The organism is Pseudomonas sp. P5_109 (assembly GCF_034009455.1).
Taxonomy (GTDB): domain Bacteria; phylum Pseudomonadota; class Gammaproteobacteria; order Pseudomonadales; family Pseudomonadaceae; genus Aquipseudomonas.
Window position 1 is genome coordinate 3,917,481 of record NZ_CP125380.1, and the last position, 18,166, is coordinate 3,935,646.

Annotated in this window: 17 protein-coding genes and 1 tRNA gene; 6 read left to right on the forward strand and 12 right to left on the reverse strand. The window is 60.9% G+C overall.

Annotated features, from left to right (window positions below):
• Positions 1 to 105: 105 nt before the first annotated feature.
• The 7 genes from QMK54_RS17545 to QMK54_RS17575 form a co-directional block, all read right to left on the reverse strand.
• Complete coding sequence (locus tag QMK54_RS17545; protein ID WP_320400975.1) at positions 106 to 1,530, reverse strand: ABC transporter substrate-binding protein; 1,425 nt, start codon at positions 1,528 to 1,530, stop codon at positions 106 to 108.
• Positions 1,531 to 1,810: 280 nt separating this feature from the next.
• Complete coding sequence (locus QMK54_RS17550; protein ID WP_007946457.1) at positions 1,811 to 2,056, reverse strand: ferredoxin family protein; 246 nt, start codon at positions 2,054 to 2,056, stop codon at positions 1,811 to 1,813.
• 26 nt (positions 2,057 to 2,082) lie between these two features.
• On the reverse strand, positions 2,083 to 3,813 hold the full coding sequence (locus QMK54_RS17555; protein WP_223590839.1) for a fumarate reductase/succinate dehydrogenase flavoprotein subunit: 1,731 nt from the start codon (positions 3,811 to 3,813) through the stop codon (positions 2,083 to 2,085).
• Complete coding sequence (locus QMK54_RS17560) at positions 3,810 to 4,562, reverse strand: GntR family transcriptional regulator (RefSeq protein ID WP_320400976.1); 753 nt, start codon at positions 4,560 to 4,562, stop codon at positions 3,810 to 3,812. The genes QMK54_RS17555 and QMK54_RS17560 overlap by 4 nt, the downstream gene beginning before the upstream one ends.
• A gap of 231 nt (positions 4,563 to 4,793) precedes the next feature.
• Positions 4,794 to 5,762 carry a Gfo/Idh/MocA family protein gene (locus QMK54_RS17565; protein WP_223590848.1) on the reverse strand — a complete coding sequence of 323 codons (969 nt, stop codon included), beginning with the start codon at positions 5,760 to 5,762 and terminating at the stop codon, positions 4,794 to 4,796.
• Between the two features lie 16 nt (positions 5,763 to 5,778).
• Complete coding sequence (locus QMK54_RS17570) at positions 5,779 to 6,666, reverse strand: Dyp-type peroxidase (RefSeq protein ID WP_110659647.1); 888 nt, start codon at positions 6,664 to 6,666, stop codon at positions 5,779 to 5,781.
• 265 nt (positions 6,667 to 6,931) lie between these two features.
• Complete coding sequence (locus tag QMK54_RS17575) at positions 6,932 to 7,972, reverse strand: AraC family transcriptional regulator (RefSeq protein ID WP_320400977.1); 1,041 nt, start codon at positions 7,970 to 7,972, stop codon at positions 6,932 to 6,934.
• A gap of 208 nt (positions 7,973 to 8,180) precedes the next feature.
• Here QMK54_RS17575 and QMK54_RS17580 point away from each other — a divergent pair, with 208 nt between their 5' ends.
• Positions 8,181 to 9,128, forward strand: coding sequence for a transporter (locus QMK54_RS17580; protein ID WP_110657101.1), 948 nt, complete (start codon positions 8,181 to 8,183; stop codon positions 9,126 to 9,128).
• A gap of 105 nt (positions 9,129 to 9,233) precedes the next feature.
• Here QMK54_RS17580 and QMK54_RS17585 read toward each other — a convergent pair whose 3' ends face one another.
• The 3 genes from QMK54_RS17585 to QMK54_RS17595 all read right to left on the reverse strand — a co-directional run bounded on the left by QMK54_RS17585 (position 9,234) and on the right by QMK54_RS17595 (position 12,319).
• On the reverse strand, positions 9,234 to 10,442 hold the full coding sequence (locus QMK54_RS17585; protein WP_320402924.1) for a DSD1 family PLP-dependent enzyme: 1,209 nt from the start codon (positions 10,440 to 10,442) through the stop codon (positions 9,234 to 9,236).
• Between the two features lie 74 nt (positions 10,443 to 10,516).
• Positions 10,517 to 11,815, reverse strand: coding sequence for a D-arabinono-1,4-lactone oxidase (locus tag QMK54_RS17590; RefSeq protein ID WP_413787374.1), 1,299 nt, complete (start codon positions 11,813 to 11,815; stop codon positions 10,517 to 10,519).
• 117 nt (positions 11,816 to 11,932) lie between these two features.
• A complete protein-coding gene (locus QMK54_RS17595; protein WP_320400978.1) occupies positions 11,933 to 12,319 on the reverse strand; it encodes a c-type cytochrome in 387 nt (128 codons plus the stop codon).
• A gap of 265 nt (positions 12,320 to 12,584) precedes the next feature.
• Between QMK54_RS17595 and QMK54_RS17600 the strand changes: the two genes are divergently transcribed.
• Together QMK54_RS17600 and QMK54_RS17605 are read left to right on the forward strand one after the other, a co-directional pair.
• Positions 12,585 to 14,210, forward strand: coding sequence for an NADP-dependent glyceraldehyde-3-phosphate dehydrogenase (locus QMK54_RS17600; protein ID WP_320400979.1), 1,626 nt, complete (start codon positions 12,585 to 12,587; stop codon positions 14,208 to 14,210).
• A 35-nt stretch (positions 14,211 to 14,245) separates the two neighbouring features.
• Positions 14,246 to 15,295 (forward strand): FUSC family protein, encoded by a 1,050-nt coding sequence (locus QMK54_RS17605; RefSeq protein ID WP_223590935.1) that lies wholly within the window; start codon positions 14,246 to 14,248, stop codon positions 15,293 to 15,295.
• A gap of 15 nt (positions 15,296 to 15,310) precedes the next feature.
• On the opposite strand, the gene QMK54_RS17610 is transcribed toward QMK54_RS17605, so the two are convergent.
• Entirely contained in the window at positions 15,311 to 16,204 is an 894-nt protein-coding gene (locus QMK54_RS17610; protein WP_110657089.1) for a DMT family transporter, read from the reverse strand.
• A gap of 136 nt (positions 16,205 to 16,340) precedes the next feature.
• Here QMK54_RS17610 and QMK54_RS17615 point away from each other — a divergent pair, with 136 nt between their 5' ends.
• Positions 16,341 to 16,778: an Lrp/AsnC family transcriptional regulator gene (locus tag QMK54_RS17615; RefSeq protein WP_015094848.1), complete on the forward strand. Its 438-nt coding sequence runs from the start codon at positions 16,341 to 16,343 to the stop codon at positions 16,776 to 16,778.
• 56 nt (positions 16,779 to 16,834) lie between these two features.
• Positions 16,835 to 17,164 (forward strand): YceK/YidQ family lipoprotein, encoded by a 330-nt coding sequence (locus QMK54_RS17620; protein ID WP_110657088.1) that lies wholly within the window; start codon positions 16,835 to 16,837, stop codon positions 17,162 to 17,164.
• Between the two features lie 59 nt (positions 17,165 to 17,223).
• Here the strand turns inward: QMK54_RS17620 and QMK54_RS17625 are convergent, their stop codons facing one another.
• Positions 17,224 to 17,895: a Bax inhibitor-1/YccA family protein gene (locus QMK54_RS17625; RefSeq protein WP_103393095.1), complete on the reverse strand. Its 672-nt coding sequence runs from the start codon at positions 17,893 to 17,895 to the stop codon at positions 17,224 to 17,226.
• A 123-nt stretch (positions 17,896 to 18,018) separates the two neighbouring features.
• Here QMK54_RS17625 and QMK54_RS17630 point away from each other — a divergent pair.
• A tRNA-Ser gene (locus QMK54_RS17630) sits at positions 18,019 to 18,106 on the forward strand.
• Positions 18,107 to 18,166 lie beyond the last annotated feature (60 nt).

The window sequence follows — 18,166 nt, forward strand, 5'->3', positions numbered from 1 at the left end:
CTCAACCAAAAACCCGTAGGAGCGGCTTGCTGGCGATAGCGGCGGGTCATCGACATCAATGTTGAATGTCAGTCAGCAATCGCCAGCAAGCCGGCTCCTACAGGGTTAGCGGGTGGCCACGGCCTGCGCTGTGGCATCGGTGAAATCGAAGACTTTGCCGCCTTGCGCGCTGGCGAACTGCTGGGCCTGGCCTTTGAGCAGGAACGCATTCAGCTGCCCTTTGCCATCGGTGGCAAACCACGCCTGATCCGCCAGCAACTTGATCCCGCTGTCACTGGCCTGGGCGTACACCGCGCGGATGTTTTTGCCTTCCTGCTTCAAGGCTGCCAGCGCGGCAAACGCCGCTTGCGCCGAGGCGTACTGACGGACTTTCGGCTCGCCGCGCACCCAGATTTCCGCCACGTGACTGAAGTCGGTGATGGCTTTGCCGCTGGCGGCATCGACGGCTGTGAGCGGTGTCTGCTGGTAGTTCGCAAGCTGCGCGCTGTAGTCCAGGTTCGAGGCCTTGAAGGCGGCGCGGATGTACTGGTCGTCGATGAAGGTGTTGAGATCGAGACCGCGATCGGCCTTCTTCAACAACTTGAGGGTATCGATGGCGGTGCCCACGGCCTGACGGTATTCCGGCTTCCAGCTCAGGTCGCGGGTCTGCACGCCGAGGGGGCCGTGGAACAGGTAGTTGACCTCGGCATCGACCCCGGTGACCTTGGCGATCAGCTCGCTGTATTTCTCCGGTTCAGCCGCCAGCAGCTGGTTGGCTTCGATGCTCGCGCGCAGGTAAGCGACGACGATTTCCGGGTACTTCTGCGCATAGGCCTGGTCGACCAGCGCGCCGTGGAAGGTCGGCGCACTGGCCTGGGAGCCGTCATAGATCTTGCGGGCGAAGCCACGGCTGGGGAACAGTTCGGCGAATGGCACGAAGTCGGCGTGAGCATCGATCTTTCCAGCCTGCAACGCGGAGCCGGCGACTTCCGGCGGCTGGGCGATGATGTTGACGTCCTTGAGCGGGTCCCAGCCCTGGGCCGCCACGGCTCGCAGCAACATGCCATGGGCGGTGGAGGCGAACGGCACGGAGATGGTCTTGCCCTTGAGTTCGGCCAGCGACTGCACGCCCGACGCACTCGGTACGACGATACCGTTGCCACTGCCCTTGGTGCTGCCCGACAGCACGCTGATAAACAGACTGTGCTTGCCTGCCGTTTCGAACGCCACGCCGTTGAACGCGCCGGGGAAGTCGGCCATGGCGCCGAAGTCGAGTTTTCCGGCGACCATCTCGTTGGTCAGCGGTGCGCCGCTGGTGAAGTTTTTCCACTGCACGTCGTAATGGGCGTCCTTGTAGGGGCCGTCGTGGGGCAGGTATTTGTCCAGTAGCCCGAGTTCGCGAATCAACAGACCGCCGGCGGCGCAGTTGATGGTGGTGTCCTGGGTGCCGATGGCAATGCGGATGGTTTCGGCCGAGGCCGACAACGTGAATGAAGCCAGTACCAGACCGGCCAAAGTTGCACGCAACATGAGTGTTTCCCCTCGAATCATTTATAGGATGTTCGTCTCCGCCACGATCAGGGCGTGGTGGGAAACGAGGGGTGTTGTGAATCAGGCGTCCGGTGGTTGCCGGATGGCGTTTTGGGTTGTCTGTGCTGGCCTCTTCGCGAGCAAGCCCGCTCCCACAGTTTTTCTGGTGTACACAAGACCTGCGACTGGCCACCATCCCCTGTGGGAGCGGGCTTGCTCGCGAAGGCGTCCTGTCAGTCAATGGGGATGCCAGCTGTGCCGGCCTCTTCGCGAGCAAGCCCGCTCCCACATGGACTGTGTTTCAGCGCAGCAGGTACGGGATCTCGACTTTCACCGCCCCGGTCGGGCAGTCCTTTTCGCAGGGCATGCAGTACCAGCATTCATCGAAGGCCATGTAGGCCTTTTGCGTGGCCGGGTTGATTGCCAGCAGGTCCATCGGGCACACGTCGACACACACGGTGCAGCCTTTGTGGGCGATGCAAAGGTCCTCATCGACCGTGACCGGTGCGTTGGAGCGGAAGAAGATTTCCTGGGGTTGGTAAGCCATGTTCAGTCTCTCTCTTGTTGTCGGCATCAAGCCGCATCGGCACCGACCCGCAACCGGTCGTAGGCCTGCATCTCGTCGGCATCCAGCGGGATGATGTAAGGCTCGACGGCTTTCTTGAAACTGCTCATCAACCCGTTTTCGTCCTTCTTCAGGTGGCAATGGCAGAACCAGTCGCGGTCGTTGCGCTGCGGGTGATCGACGCGATGGTGGTACAGCCCCCAGCGGCTTTCGGCGCGGAACAATGAAGCGCGGGCAGCCATTTCGGCGCAGTCGCGGATCATGCTGACTTCCATGGCGCGCATCAGTTCGTGGGCGTTGTGGGCCTTGATCTGGTCGAGGTCGCGCTGGATGTCGCTGAAGCGTTGCAGGCCGATCTGCATCTTCTTCGTCACTTTCGGCGGTTGCAGGTAGTCGTTGACGAAGCGCCGCAGCTTGTACTCGACCTGGGCCGGTGGCAGGCCATGTTCGCGGTCCAGCGGCGCGTAGACCCGTTGTTTTTCGGTTTCGATCTGTGCCGTATCCAGGGCGGAAAACTCGCGCCCGGCGACAAAATCCGCCGCGTTGTTACCGGCGAACCAGCCGTAGGTGAACGCGCCGAGCATGTAGTTGTGCGGCACCGCGGCCATGTCGCCCGCCGAGTACAGGCCCTTGACCGAGGTCTCGGCCTTTTCGTTGACCCACACCCCCGACGCCGAATGCCCGCTGCAAAAGCCGATCTCGGAGATGTGCATCTCGACCATCTGCGTGCGGTAGTCGGTGCCGCGATTGGCGTGGAACTGGCCACGGCTCGGACGCTCGTTGCTGTGCAGGATCTCTTCGATGTTCTGGATGGTTTCCTCGGCCAGGTGATCGAGCTTGAGGAACACCGGACCATTGCCGCTTTCCAGCTCCTGATGGAATTCCCACATCATCTGCCCGCTCCAGTAGTCGCACTCGATGAAGCGTTCACCCTTGTTGTTGGCGGTGTAGCCACCCAAGGGACCGGTGACATAGGCACACGCCGGGCCGTTGTAATCCTTGATCAGCGGGTTGATCTGGAAGCACTCCAGGTTCGCCAGTTCGGCCCCGGCGTGGTAGGCCATCGAGTAGCCGTCGCCGGCATTGGTCGGGTTTTCGTAAGTGCCCATCAGGTAGCCCGAGGACGGCAAGCCGAGGCGTCCGGCGGCGCCGCAGGCGAGGATCACCGCCTTGGCCTTGATCACATGGAAGTCAGCGGTTCGGCAATCGAAGCCCATCACGCCGTTGACCGCGCCCTCTTCATCCGTGAGCAAACGGGTGCAGACCAGGCGATTGGTGATGCTCACCCGCGCCCTTTTCAACTGGCGATAGAGGACCTTCTTGATGTCGTGCCCTTCCGGCATCGGCAACACGTAGGCGCCCATGTGGTGGACCTTTTTCACCGCGTAGTCGCCGGTTTCGTCCTTCTCGAATTTCACGCCCCAGCGGTCCAGTTGCTCGATAGTTTCGAAACTGTGGGTGGCATAGGCGTACACCGCGGCCTGGTTGACGATGCCGTCGTTGGCGATGGTGATTTCCTTGGTGTACTGCTCCGGCGTCGAGTGGCCGGGAATGATCGCGTTGTTCAGGCCGTCCATGCCCATGCTGATCGCGCCGCTGCGCTTGACGTTGGCCTTGTCGATCAACAGCACCCGCAGGTCGCGGTTGCGCTCCTTGGCCTTGATCGCCGCCATGGGGCCGGCGGTGCCGCCACCGATCACGACGATGTCGTATTCCTGCTCCAACGTGCTGCGCGTCATGCCTGACCCCCTTTTTGCCGGTCGATCCGCAGGCGGTACTGGAAGGCATCGCCACGGTAGTAAAGGTGTTCGAAGTCCAGCGGCCGACCGTCGACATCGTGGGTCAGGCGCTCGATGCGCATGATCGGCGAGCCAGGTTCGACATTCAGCGCCTGGGTCAGGTCGCTGTCGGCCAGTACCGCATCGATGGCCAGGTCGGCGTGCCCCAGGGCCAGGCCACAGTCGTTTTCCAGGATCTGGAAAATGTCGCGGGTGATCAGGTCGGCTTTTTCCAGGCGCTCGCCAATGGCCTTGGGCAGGTAAGTGATTTCCAGGGAAATCGGCTCGCGGTTGATCAGACGCACCCGTTTGACCTGCGCCACGATCTCGCCTTCGGCCACCTGCAAACGCTCGGCGACGTGCTTGTCGGCGGCAATGAATTTGAAGCTGCGCAGACGGTTGATCACCTCGTAGCCGCGGCCGGTCATGGACTCGGCCAGGCCTTGCAGGGTGCTGACGTTCTGGAAGGTTTTCGGTTTGGCGACGAAGGTGCCTTTGCCGTGGATCTTGAAGATCAGCCCTTCCTTTTGCAGATCACCCAAGGCCTGGCGCACGGTGATGCGGCTGACTTTGAACAACGCGCCAAGCTCGCTTTCGGAAGGCATCTGGCTGTCTTGCGGGTATTCGCCGTCAAGGATACGGGCGCGCAGCACGTCTCGCAGCTGGGTGTGCAACGGGACGCTGCTCAGGGATAGAACGTTATCGGTCATGGCAGATCGCTTGTTATAACGAGTTATGACGTGATCTTAGAGAGGTTATGGCAGGCTTGAGAAATACCGAATGCGCATAAGGTTAGATGCGCAACGCAATCCGAAACTGTAGGAGCGAGCTTGCTCGCGATAAACCCGAGAACGCCGTGGGGTGTCAGACTTCCAGCGTTATCGTTGACGACCATCGCGAGCAGGCTCGCTCCTACAGGGGGTTATGTGTGGCCTGAAGAATCAGTGGCGCTTGAGGATCTGGTCCATCACCCAATCGGTTTTCAGCGCTTCGCCGGCCACGGCCGGATGCTGCGCCTCGCCACGAATATGCGCGTTCATGCCCAATACGTGGTGCCACTGAATGTGGGCGTGATGCTCGATGGCCAGGCTCAGGTGCTCATCGGCGTGCAGCTCAATCGGGTGCTCATCGAATACGGAAAAAGTGATCCGGCCTTGGCTGCCGATCACTTCGACCCGGTCTTCGCGGCGATCGGCGACAAAGTTCCAGCAACCCATGCCCAGTGCTCCGCTGGCAAACCGCCAGGTGGCGCTGACGGCATCTTCGGCGGCATACAAACCGGCTTGCCGTGCGGTGAGCCCGGCGACTTCGACGATATCGCCGAGCAGGTACTGAAACAGGTCCAGGCCATGGCTGGCCAGATCGGCGAAGTAGCCACCGCCGGCAATCGCCGGATCGGTGCGCCAGTTTTCGCTGCCGTTCTGATCTGCCGCCGACGGGGTTTTGGTGAGGGTCCAGCTGAGGTGCCGGACCTCGCCGATCCGCCCCTCCTCCAGCCATTGCCGCACTTGCCGGAAGCGTGGCAACGAACGCCGGTAATAGGACACGAACAAGTGCAGCCCGGCATCGGCAAACACCTGCTGCATCTCGCGGCTTTGCCCGGCGTTCAGCGCCATCGGCTTTTCGACGCAGCAATGCTTGCCGGCGGCGGCCACCTGCAGGGCGTATGCGTGATGGCTGTCGGGCGGCGTGGCGATGTACACCGCGTCGACCTCGGGATCGTTGATCAAGGCTTGCGCATCGGTGTAGACCCGGGCGATACCGTGGCGCGCGGCGTAGTCGGTGACGGCTTCCAGGCGCCGGCCCATCACCGCCACCAACGCCGATCCGGGTGCCTTGTAGAAGGCCGGGCCGCTTTTGCGTTCAGCGACACTGCCACAACCGATCATGCCCCAGCGCACCCGATTCATAGGCTCTCCTTGATTCTCAACCGATGCGCAATGCGCGCAGGTCCAGTCGACCGTCCTTGAGCGGCGGGCACCAGTAGTAGCCACCGGTGATTGGACGGCTGATGCGGTACAAACCGTCGGTGATGCCGTCTTCCAGACCGCTCATGCGGCGCAGTTGGGCTTCGAAGGCATCAAGGGAAAAACCAAAGGCCAGGAACATCAGGCCGGCTCGCTCGCCTTCGATCCACGGCATCGAGCGGCGCACCACGAAGGCTTCAGGCGCGAAGCTTTCCTGGGCGGTACGTTTGACGTGAGCGGAGACCGGCGCGTCGTCGATCTCTTCGTTATCGCTCAAGCGGCGGCCCATGATGTTGTCCTTTTCATGGGACGGCATCGCATGGAAGCCCTTGAGGTCATGCTGCCACTGCTGGATCGCGGCGAAGCTGCCGCCGATCGTGCCGTCGACGCCCTCAGCCACCAGGGCGGCGGCAACAGCGGCTGCGTCGTGGGGGTTCTCGGTGCCGTCTTCGTAACCGGTCAGGTCATGGCCGGTCATATGGCGGAAGGTTTCATTCATCTGCACCAGGCGCAGGGCCGGGGCCAATGCCGCCGCAATGGCGTTGCTGCGGTTGAGCAACTCACCACGGTCTTCACCGTGCAGCCAGCACCACAGTGCGTGTTGGGTCGACGGGTTATCGACCCCGACACCGGTCAATGCCGGGAACGCTCGCAGGCCTTCGATCTGCCCATCCAGCGCCTTGACCAGCGATTCACCAAAGCCGACGACAGCCGATTTCCCGTCCACCAGCTGCATCAAGTTGTCGAGCGCGGCCGGCAATGCCTCGACCGATTCGAGGGCGAAGAACATATGGCGGGCTTGAGGCGGAACGGGGGTGGCGAGAATGCCCGGCTGGTAATGACTCATATGAACTCCTTGAAAAAGAGCACGGAGTTTAACCGGAGTACGAGGGTTTGTGTGCCATCCGGGCCCAGGAACCTATGGCAAAGGGGCTTCTGTGGCGAGGGGGCTTGCCCCCGTTGGAGCGCGTAGCGCTCCCCTCTATTTTCAGTCATACCGAGTCAACAGATTTTGGGGCTGCTTCGCAACCCAACGGGGGCAAGCCCCCTCGCCACAGAAGCCCCCTCGCCACAAAAGCCCGCTCTCCACAGAAGCCGCTTGCCACAGGAAATCAAACCACGCTGGGGCTTTCGTTGCGATACGCACTCGGGCTCATGCCGGTCCAGCGCTTGAACGCCCGGCGAAAGCTGCGTACGTCGCTGTAGCCGACTTCCTCGGTGATGCGCTCGATGGACATGTCCGGGTTGGCCAGCAGGCTCATGGTGCGGGCCTGGCGCACTTGTTCCAGCAGCGTTTCAAACGTCAGCGCGTGTTCGGTGAGGCGGCGGCGCAAGGTGCGGCTGCTCATGTTCAGGTCGCAGGCGATTTTCTCGATGTGGCTGCCCTCGGTCAGGTCCCGGGCAATCGCCCGTTCCACCGCCTGGATCAGATCCATTTTCTGGTGCACTTGCGCGGCTTCCAGTTCGAGCAGTTTCACCGCCTGACGCAGGGCCAGGGAATGGTGGTTGGGCAACTGAACGTCCAGCCAGTGCGCAGCGATCACCATGCGGTTTTGCAGGCAACCGAAACGCACGTCCGGCCCCAGCAGTCGTGAATATTCGTTGAGATAGTCCGGCGCGGCATGCATGAACTCCACGGCCATCGGTTTGAAATCCGCCCCGGCCAGCGCCCGGCCGTACACCAGCAGGCTGGCGAAAAACTCCTCGACCGCGAACAACTGCACGTCGGCGAACGGCAAGCGGCATTCAACGTCGACAAACACCCGGTCACCCGCCTCCTCCACACTCGACACGACAATGCCGCCCGAGGTGTGCTGATGGCGAATACCCAGTTCGAAAGCATCGCGCAGGGTCTTGCACAGCGACAACACATGCCCGAGCAACCCCAGCGTCCCAAGCACATTCTGCGCGCCGACCCACAAGCCAAGGCCCTGATTGGGCAAGGCCTTGAGCGCACGCTGAATCATCGCCACGGCCTGGCGATAGGAAATACGCTGCGCCGGGTCCTGCAGGTCCTCGAAGGTAAAACCCAGCCCTCGGCACAGGCTCTCGGGGTGGATGCCTTTTTGCTCGGCGACTTCGGCCAGGGTTTGCAGGAGAAACGGCGACACCAGCGCCAGTTCAAAGGTGGGATCAGTCACTTTCATTTGCATGGGGCTATACATTCCGGGTCAAGCTGCATTCTTATTTTTGTAACCGGTTATGTCGAAGGAAGTTAGCACAGGGTTCAAAGGCTGTCCGCAGAAGTCCCCCTAAATGGCCGCCAATACCCTGCCTTGCGGGGCGCAGACAGCTTATTTCTATGTTGCGGCCCTCGTATGGATGCCGAAAAGCCCGCTAACAATAATAACGAGTACACCCATGACCCCGACCCGCACGACACTTCCCCTACTGGTCTTCAGCCTGGCCGGCGTCTGCGCCCTGCAACCGGCACTGGCCACCGAGGCTGGCGTGGACAACATCGGCCCCGGCACCGACGGCTTTTTCATGTTGCCGCTGTCGCCCGACAGCCTTCCGGACAACATGGTTGCCTTCAACCTCTACTACAACCACTACAAGGCCACGAAGCTGAACATCAGCTCGCTCGGCGGCAAGGTGCCGAACGTCGAGATCGAATCCACGGCGGTCATTCCGCGCCTGGATTACCTCAGCCCGGTGCGCGTGTTTGGCGGCCGGCTGGCGGGCTACATCGCGCAGCCCTGGCTCAAGCAGGAAGTCTCGGTGTTCGGCCTGCCGCAGGACACCCGCGAAGGCATGGGCGACACCACAGTTGCGCCGATCATTCTCTGGGACATGGGCCCGAACCTGACCCTCGGCGCCGCCATTGAAGTCACGGTGCCGACCGGCGAATACAGCGTCGATCGCCTGGCCAATACCAGCAACAACTTCTACACCTACAAACCGCTGTTTTCCTTCACCTGGCTGCCGACGGACAGGACCGAGGTGTCGATGAAGACCACCTACAGCTTCAACGAAAAAAACAAGGACACCGACTACAAGTCAGGGCAGATTTTCCACTTCGATTATTCCGCCAGTTTCAAGATCACCGACGACCTGATGCTCGGGTTGAACGGCTACTACCTCAAGCAAACCACCGACGACAAACAGTTCGGCCACACCGTGCAGTTCAATGGCGAGGACGTCAACGACGGGGTGCGCGGCCAGGTGTTTGCGATTGGTCCGGCGCTGCATTGGACCTTTCTCAAATACGCCAGCGCGGAGATTCGCTGGGCCAAGGAGTTCGACGTGGAAAACCGGCCTGAAGGGGAAATGCTTTGGGCGAAGGTGAGTATTCCCTATGCGTTTTGACTGAAAGGACGCCTTCGCGAGCGAGCCCGCTCCCACATTTGGAATGCATTCCCCTGTGGGAGCGGGCTTGCTCGCGAAGGCGTCGGAACAATCACCCAACAAACTTCAGGAATACACCGGCCAGCTATCCACAATCTTCCCACCCCGAACCGCCAGCAAATCCCCGAACTGCAACAACACCGACTCCGTCTGGGTCGGCCGCAAGAACACCTGGTCCTCAACCGCCAGCCCCACCGCCGCCGAACCATTGACCATTTCCTGGTTCGAGCTGCGGCCATACACCCCATTGCTCTGCAACCCCGCTGGCGATTCGAGCTCGGCCATCCAGTTACCGCCATAGATAAAAAAGGTCTCGCGCTGATTGGTGTCCCACCAGGAAAACAGCCTGGACTTGTCATCCAGCGCCGGAATGTTCACCGCCCCGATGCTTTTCAATACCGGCGTAGCGATATATGCCGCTGGCACATGCTCCACCAGCGACGGCAAATCATAGTGAGTGGGCTTGAGCATCGCCGTCCCCACCGACACTTCGCTGCTGAGCTGTTCGTGCTCATGCATGCCATAGCTCGGGCTGCCGGCGGTATTGAGGGTCAACCCTTCGCGCCATAAAGCGGGGTATTGCTGACGGGTGAAATCGACGCAGCGGTTGTAGATCAGCATCACCTTGGCGAACAGCTCCTCATGCGAGCCCAGAATCCCCGGTACGCCCATGCCCACGAACGGGTCGTAGCCCATGAACCCGGCGAACTCCAAATGCTGCGGGTGCTGGCTGATCAGCGCGAGCATCTGCCCGAGTGCGCCAAGGTCGCTGACGCCACCGCGATGCAGGCCGACATCCAGTTCGATGTTCACCCGCACTCGCGTGCCCAGCCCCTGGGCCAGGGCGAGGTATTGCTGCAGGCGCTCCGGTGTGTCGAGCAACCATTGCAATTGCCTGGAAGGGTCGAAAGGCCCCTTGTGCAGCTGATAAAACAACTCGGCCGAACGCACCGGCAGCGGCTTGCCCAACAGAATATCGGCGCCGGGAAACTGCACGGCGTCATGATTGAGAAACGGTTGGTGAAACGACATCAGGCGTTGTGTGCCGGCACGCTGGGCGATGTAGCTCAAGAGCCCCGGCGCCGGCAGCGATTTTTCCACCAGCCGCAGGTGTTTGCCACCGCGCTTGACCGATTGCATCACCACATCGATGTTGTGATCGAGCCGATCAAGGTCGATCAGCATCACCGGACGCATCGGGCCGTGGTCCTTGAGTTCGCGGTTCAGCATACGGAAGTAATCGCTGTACGGTTCACCCCGGTCACCCGGCCGCAGCCACGCCCCGACACCGACCAACAAGACGCCGACACCCGCAGTGCCGAGCAAGAAACTGCGGCGATTGACGGCCATCAGCTCACCCCCAGAATCGATGACAAATGCGCATTGAGGAATTTGCCGCTGGGGTCGAGTTCCTGCCGCACCTGGATGAATTCCTGCCAGCGCGAGTACAACGGCTGCAGGTTTTTCGCGTTAAGGGTATGCAACTTGCCCCAGTGCGGCCGGCCGTTGTACTTCCAGAAAATCGGCTCGATGGCGGCGAAGAAGTTGTGATGATCCATCTGGTAGTGCTGGTGGACCGAGATCGAGCAGCTGTCGCGGCCTTCGAACATGCTCAGGGGAATGTCGTCGGCCTTGACGTAACGGTATTCGATTGGAAACCAGGTGCTCAGGTCTTTGTCCTGGATCAGCTTGAGGATCTCGCGCAAACACGCCGGGCCGTATTCGGCCGGCACGGAATACTCCATTTCGTTGAAACGCACCGTGCGCACGTTGGCGTAGATGTCGAACGAGTCGCCCACCCGGTCATCGAAACTGGCCAGGTGGCGCAGGCTGTTGAGCATCGTGCGGCGCAGGTCCGGGAAGTCGCTGGCGTATTTGTCGATCTTCTCGATCAGCGTGACAAACTCGTTGCCACCCTCCTCATCCGCCGGCACCGGTGGTGTGGCCGGGTCGGTGGTTTCGTTCAGGGCGATCGACAAGGCGTAGTCGGAATGGGTCACCACGAGCATTTCCCAGTGCTGGTTTTCCCGGGTGTTCTTGTCCAGGTCTTCCAGCAACTCTTCGGTCTTGGCAATCCACTGGCGCTCCCTTAACCGATAGGCCGGGCGGTTCTGCAGACGAATTTTCGTGGCCACCCCGAGTGCGCCCAGCGACACCCGCGCCGCGTTGAACACCTGCGGATGACGCGTACTGTCGCAGTCCAACACCTCGCCGCTGGCAGTCACCAACTGCAAGCCACAGACATGCGCCGAATACGATTGAAAGTGCTTGCCGGTACCGTGGGTCGAGGTCGAGATCGCACCGGCCAGGGTCTGGTAATCGATGTCGGCCATGTTTTGCAGGGCCTGGCCGATGTCCTTGAGCGGCGTGCCCATGCGTGACATCGGTGTGCCGGCGGCAAACTCGGCTTGCAGCGCTTGCGGGTCGTGATCGAGCAATCCGGTGAAATAGCTCAGCGACAGCAGGGTGCCGTCGGTGGGCACCAGCGCGCTGAAGGAATGCGCCGAGCCCACCGGACGAATCTTGCCGGGAGCCTGGCGCACCACTTGCGTCAACTCATCGAGGTTCCTCGGCGCCAGCCGCGCCGCCGGCAGGCAACTCTGGCCACCCGACCAGTTGCGCCAGGGAATCAGTCGTGGCGCGCGCATCAGCTCGGCCAGTGCCGGCGTTGAGCCGAGCGCGGTAAAGGCGCCGATGACGCTCGCCCGTTGCAACAGTTGACGCCGTGTCAGGTCCATCGTCATGAATCGCACCCTGCCTTCTTATTATTGGATTTGCTGGCCGGACATAAAGGCAATCAGCGCCAGGAACTGCTCCTGCGAACACTGCATGCACATGCCCATCGGCGGCATGCCGTTGTAACCGTTGATCGCGTGATCGAGCAGCGTGTCGGCGCCCTGCAATACCCGTGGCTCCCAGGCCTTGATGTCGCCGGTCAGCGGTGCCCCGGCCGACGGGTTGGCATGGCAAAGCTTGCAGCTGTTGTCGTAGACCTGCGCCAGCTCGGTATCGGCGGGCCTCGCGGCGCCCGCTTCGCTACGGCTCGGCGCGGTTTTCGGCTCTTCCCCGCACCCCGCCAGCAACACCGCAAAGACGCACCCCACCAGGGCCAAACAAAGGCTAGGCTTTTCAGTTAATCGGCTTGCCCGCATGGCTGTCCTCTCATTGGCTGCCCGGCCAGCCGGGTACAGCTTTTTTTGTTGTGATCAAGGAGAGTCAACACTAAGGCACCCCGCGTGGGCGGGTTGAGGGCATTGGGGGCCAACAAGGGGCGCTTCTGAGGCCATGACGGCGGCGCCGGTAAATCCGCGATCGATCACGCCGTGCGGCAAAACCCTGAGATGAGTCATGACAAGCGTTGCCGAGGTCTGCTAAAACGATTCATCAGTGCATCACCCAATCCAGAGGGGTAGCGACATGACCACAGCCAATATTCTCCAGAACCTGTTCCCGAGCCTCGCCGACATCCCGGAAAAGTACCGCCTGGACGGCCAGACCGAGCAGCGTGAGTACCTGGTCGATGGCCAACTGAGAACCTGGAACGGACCACTGGCCCAGGTCCGCAGCCCGGTGTACCTGAGCGGCCCGAATGGCGACGAGCAAGTGATCCTCGGCAGCACGCCGCTGCTGGATGCCGACACCGCATTGACCGCCCTCGACGCCGCGGTCCGCGCCTACGACCGTGGTCAGGGCCTGTGGCCGACCATGCGCGTGGCCGAACGTATCCAGCACGTCGAAACCTTCCTCGGGCGCATGCGCGAGCAGCGCGACGCCGTGGTCAAGTTACTGATGTGGGAGATCGGCAAGAACCTCAAGGACTCGGAAAAGGAGTTCGATCGCACCTGCGACTACATCGTCGACACCATCAACGCGCTGAAGGAACTCGACCGCCGCTCCAGCCGATTCGAACTGGAACAGGACACCCTCGGCCAGATCCGGCGCGTGCCGATGGGCGTCGCCCTGTGCATGGGGCCTTACAACTATCCGTTGAACGAAACCTTCACCACGCTGATCCCGGCACTGATCATGGGCAACACCGTGGTGTTCAAGCCGGCCAAACTCGGCGTGCTGCTGATTCGCCCACTGCTGGAAGCCTTCCGCGACAGCTTCCCGACCGGGGTGATCAACGTCATCTATGGCAGCGGTCGCGAGACGGTCAGCGCGCTGATGGCCAGCGGCAAGATCGACATCTTTGCCTTCATCGGCACCAACAAGGCCGCCAGCGACCTGAAAAAACTCCACCCCAGACCTCACCGCTTGCGCGCGGCGCTGGGCCTGGATGCGAAAAACCCGGGCATCGTCCTGCCGGAAGTGGATCTGGATAATGCGGTCAGTGAGGCGCTGACCGGTTCGCTATCGTTCAATGGCCAGCGCTGCACCGCGCTGAAGATCCTGTTTGTCCACGAGGACGTGGTCGAGTCCTTCATCGAAAAATTCAATGCCCGGCTGGCCAACCTCAAACCCGGCATGCCCTGGGAAAGCGGCGTCTCCCTGACACCCCTGCCGGAATCGGGCAAGGTCGACTACCTGCATGCACTGGTGGCGGATGCCGAGAGCAAAGGCGCCAAGGTGGTCAACCCCAACGGCGGTGAGGCCCGGGCGTCGTTCTTCTACCCGGCGGTGCTGTACCCGGTCACGCCGCAGATGCGCGTTTATCAGGAAGAACAGTTCGGCCCGGTCATCCCCATCGTGCCGTACCGTCATCTGGATACCGTGATCGACTACGTACTGGAGTCGGACTTTGGCCAGCAGTTGAGCATCTTCGGCACCAACCCGGTGGCGGTCGGCCGGCTGGTGGACACTTTCGCCAATCAGGTCGGGCGCATCAACCTCAATGCCCAATGCCAGCGCGGCCCGGACACCTATCCTTTCAATGGTCGCAAGAACTCCGCCGAAGGCACCTTGTCGGTCCATGACGCACTGCGGGTGTTTTCGATCCGCACCCTGGTGGCCACCAAGTTCCAGGAAACCAACAAGGACCTGATCAGCGAGATCATCAGCGGCCGCAGTTCGAGCTTCCTGACCACCGACTACATCTTCTGAGGAGATCCAGCCTGAGTACATCCATAGCCCAACGATTGCCACCGCTACTGCGCCGATTGCTGCGTCCGTTGCTGGACCCGTACCAGCGCTATCGCCACGCCCGGTTGATCCACGCGGTGCGGGTGTCACTCGGATTGCTGGCGACGATCCTGCTCACCACCGGGATCAAGCTACCCCACGGTGAGTGGGCATCGGTGACGATGCTGGTGGTGATCGGCGGCTTGCAGCACCATGGCAATATCGGCAAGAAAGCCGCCGAGCGTGCCATTGGCACCTTGATCGGCGCCGGGGTCGGCCTGGTGTTGGTGGCGCAACAGGCCTGGCTCGGGATGCCGTGGCTGACCTATTTCGCGATGTCGGTGGTCTGCGGGTTTTTCTCGTACCACGCCATCGGCAAGGGCGGCTACACCGCGCTGCTGTCGGCGATTACCGTGTTTATCGTCGCGGGGCACGGCGACAACCCGGTCACCGATGGCTTGTGGCGCGGGGTGGACATCCTGATCGGCATTGCCCTGGCCCTGGCGTTTTCCTTCGCCCTGCCGCTGTACGCCGTTTACTCCTGGCGCTACAACCTGGCCGATGCGCTGCGAGATTGCGCGAAAATCTACGGACGCATCATTGACGGCCAGGCCATCACCGCTGACGAACACCTCAAGCTCATGACTCGCCTGAACGCGGCGATGGTGCAACTTCGCTCATTGATGCCGTCGGTGTCCAAGGAAGTGAAGATCTCCATGACCGAACTCGATGCCCTCCAGCGCAACCTGCGCATGTGCGTCAGCACCCTGGAAATCCTCGGTAATACCCGACCGGATGCCAATGACCCCGAGGCAATGAGACTGCTGCAAACGGCACTCAAAGCCGAGCATCGACAGATTCGCGTGCAGTTGATCGGCATGGCCCGGGCGCTGAAATCAGGCGCCGCCCAGCGGCTCAACCGGTCCATGGATTTGCCACTGGTCAGCCTTGATGCGCCGGTCTACAACACCCTGGACGGGTACCGCTTGTTGACCCAACAACTGGCCGCCAACATCGGCGAGATGCGCCAGCGGCTGGCCAAGAGCGCGCCGCGCTGGAACATCTGACGCCTGGGTCGCGGGTTACGGCGTCACCGTGCGCCGAAACTTCAATGACCAACCTTGTTGCATGCCGGCAGCGGCCAGCAGAATCGCCGCGACCCCGATCCATTGCAGCGGCTCCAGGCGATGGCCAAAGGCAAACCAGTCGACGAAGATCGCTGCAATCGGGTAGATGAAGGACAGCGCCCCCGTCAGTGCAGTCGGCAGTTTTTGAATCGCGCCGTACAACAACACGTACATCACACCGGTGTGCACCATGCCCAGCGTCACCAGGCTGGCCCACGCGCTCGGCGCCTGCGGCAATACGGAGAGATTCGCGAATGGCGCGAGCAAGAGCACGCCAGTGCTGACCTGGACCAGCGCAATCAAATGCGGCGGGGTTCCGGTCAGGCGCTTGATGATCAGCGCGGCAATCGCGTAGAGAAACGCCGCGCCCAACGCCAGGGCAATGCCCGTCAGGTAATCGCTGCCGCTCTCGCCCTGGCTGCCATGGGCGCTGACGATCGCCAGCATCCCGAGAAACGACACGCCCAGCCAGGTCAACTTCTGCGTGGTGATCTTTTCATTAAGAAACAGCGCCGCCAGCCCGACCAGCATGAACGGCTGGACGTTGTAGACAGCGGTGCCGATGGCAATCGACGCCCGGGAATAGGACGCGAACAACAGCACCCAGTTACCGACAATCGCCACACCGCTGAGCACGGCGAGCAAGAACGTGGTGCGGGTCAGGATGCCAGGGCGCAGAAAGCCGAAAGCCGCGCAAATCAGCAGCAAGGTGCCGGCACCGAACAGGCAGCGCCAGAACACCACATCCAGCACCGGTTGCCCGGACACCAGCACGAACCAGCCGATGGTGCCGGAGATCAGCATGGCGGCCGTCATCTCGAACGAACCGCGGCGTAGGGATTTGTCCATCATCAGACTCCTGTGTTTGTGGGCAAAGTATGCCAATGCACCCAGGCGTCACTCCATAGCAAAAAGCAGGCTAAACTCTGAATCTGCCTTTTTTATAAAGGCGATTATGAAAAAACGCCTTACAGAGGATTTCGCCATGACCGATGACATCGACCAGGTGCTGATCACGGCCCTGATGCAAGACTCGCGACGTTCGCTCAAGGCCCTGGCGCAAATCAGCGGCCTGTCCTCCCCCAGCGTCGCCGAGCGACTACGCCGCCTGGAAGAGCGTGGTGTGCTCAAGGGCTACACCGTAGAAATCGACCCGAAAAGCTTTGGCTATCAACTCCAGGCCATCGTGCGCATTCGCCCGTTGCCGGGGCAACTGCAGGAAGTGGAACGGCAAATCATGGCCATTCCCGAGTTCACCGAGTGCGACAAGGTCACCGGCGACGACTGCTTCATCGCACGCCTGCATGTGCGCTCGATGGAACAACTGGACACCCTGCTCGACCGCCTCAACACCCACGCCGAAACCAATACGGCGATCGTCAAGAAAACCCCGGTCAAGCGCCGGTTGCCGCCCATGGCGTGAGTGATATTTGTTTGCGACTGAAGTAGATTGACGGTTTCCGGCGAAGGATTGACGGCATGAAAACTCAGGCAATGCTACTCGTGGCAATGATGCTGGCGGGTTGTGGCACGATTCAGACGGTTGTACGCAGTGACGAAGCGGCCGCAAAAAGCCTCAAGGAACAAAAGAGTTATTGCGGCGCGGTACCGCGAATCTATAGCGGCGTGACCTACGATTTCTGCTACCTGAATGCGCCCCTCGAAGAGGGTCGGGATGCGCAGGTACATAGTTTCGCCCCGGCTATTGTGCTACTCGACGTGGTCGTGTCCGGAGCGATGGATACACTGCTGCTGCCCTACACCATCTACCGTCAACAAGCCGACGGCAGCATTGTCATTGTCGAGTGACCCTGAATTCCAGGTAATAAAAAACCCGCCTAGGCGGGTTTTTTACTTAATGCTGACGATCAATCATCGCGGCCCATGATGCCGAACAGCTGCAACAGGCTGATGAACAGGTTGTAGATCGATACATACAGGCTGATGGTGGCCATGATGTAGTTACGTTCGCCGCCATGGATGATGGCGCTGGTCTGGAACAGGATGCAGACCGAGGAAAACAGCACGAAACCTGCGCTGATCGCCAGTTGCAGGCCGCTGATCTGGAAGAACATGCCCGCCAGCGTCGCACCCAGCAGCACGAAGAAGCCTGCCGTGATGAAACCGCCGAGGAAGCTCATGTCCTTGCGGGTGATCAGCACATACGCCGACAGACCGCCGAACACCAGCGCCGTCATTGCAAATGCCGAGCTGACCACTTCAGCGCCGCCCTGCATACCCAGGTAACGGTTGAGGATCGGGCCGAGCAGGAAACCCATGAAACCGGTCAGGGCAAATGCCGACACCAGGCCCCAGGCCGAATCACGGAGTTTGTTGGTGAGGAAGAAAAGACCGTAGAAGCCGATCAGCACCACGAAAATATTCGGGTAGCCAACACGCATCTGCTGGGCAACGAAGGCCATCACACCGCTGAAAGCCAGGGTCAGGGCGAGCAAGCCGTATGTGTTGCGCAGGACGCGGCTAACCTCTAGCTGCTCAGCCTGCACGCTGTTATTAACTGCGTAATCCTGTTCGCGCATGGCGACACTCCTGTTGGTTTGAAACGTTCAGTCGCAAAGATCATAACAGACGCCCTGTAACAAGCTATGCAGAGAGTTTGACAGTGTGTTTCATTCAGGTATTATGGCGCCCGCAACGCAAACGGAGGTGTGGCCGAGTGGTTTAAGGCAACGGTCTTGAAAACCGTCGACTGTAACAGGTCCATGAGTTCGAATCCCATCGCCTCCGCCATCTTTATACGACAAAGCCCTGATTATTCAGGGCTTTTTCGTTTCTGGGATTTGGCGAAAA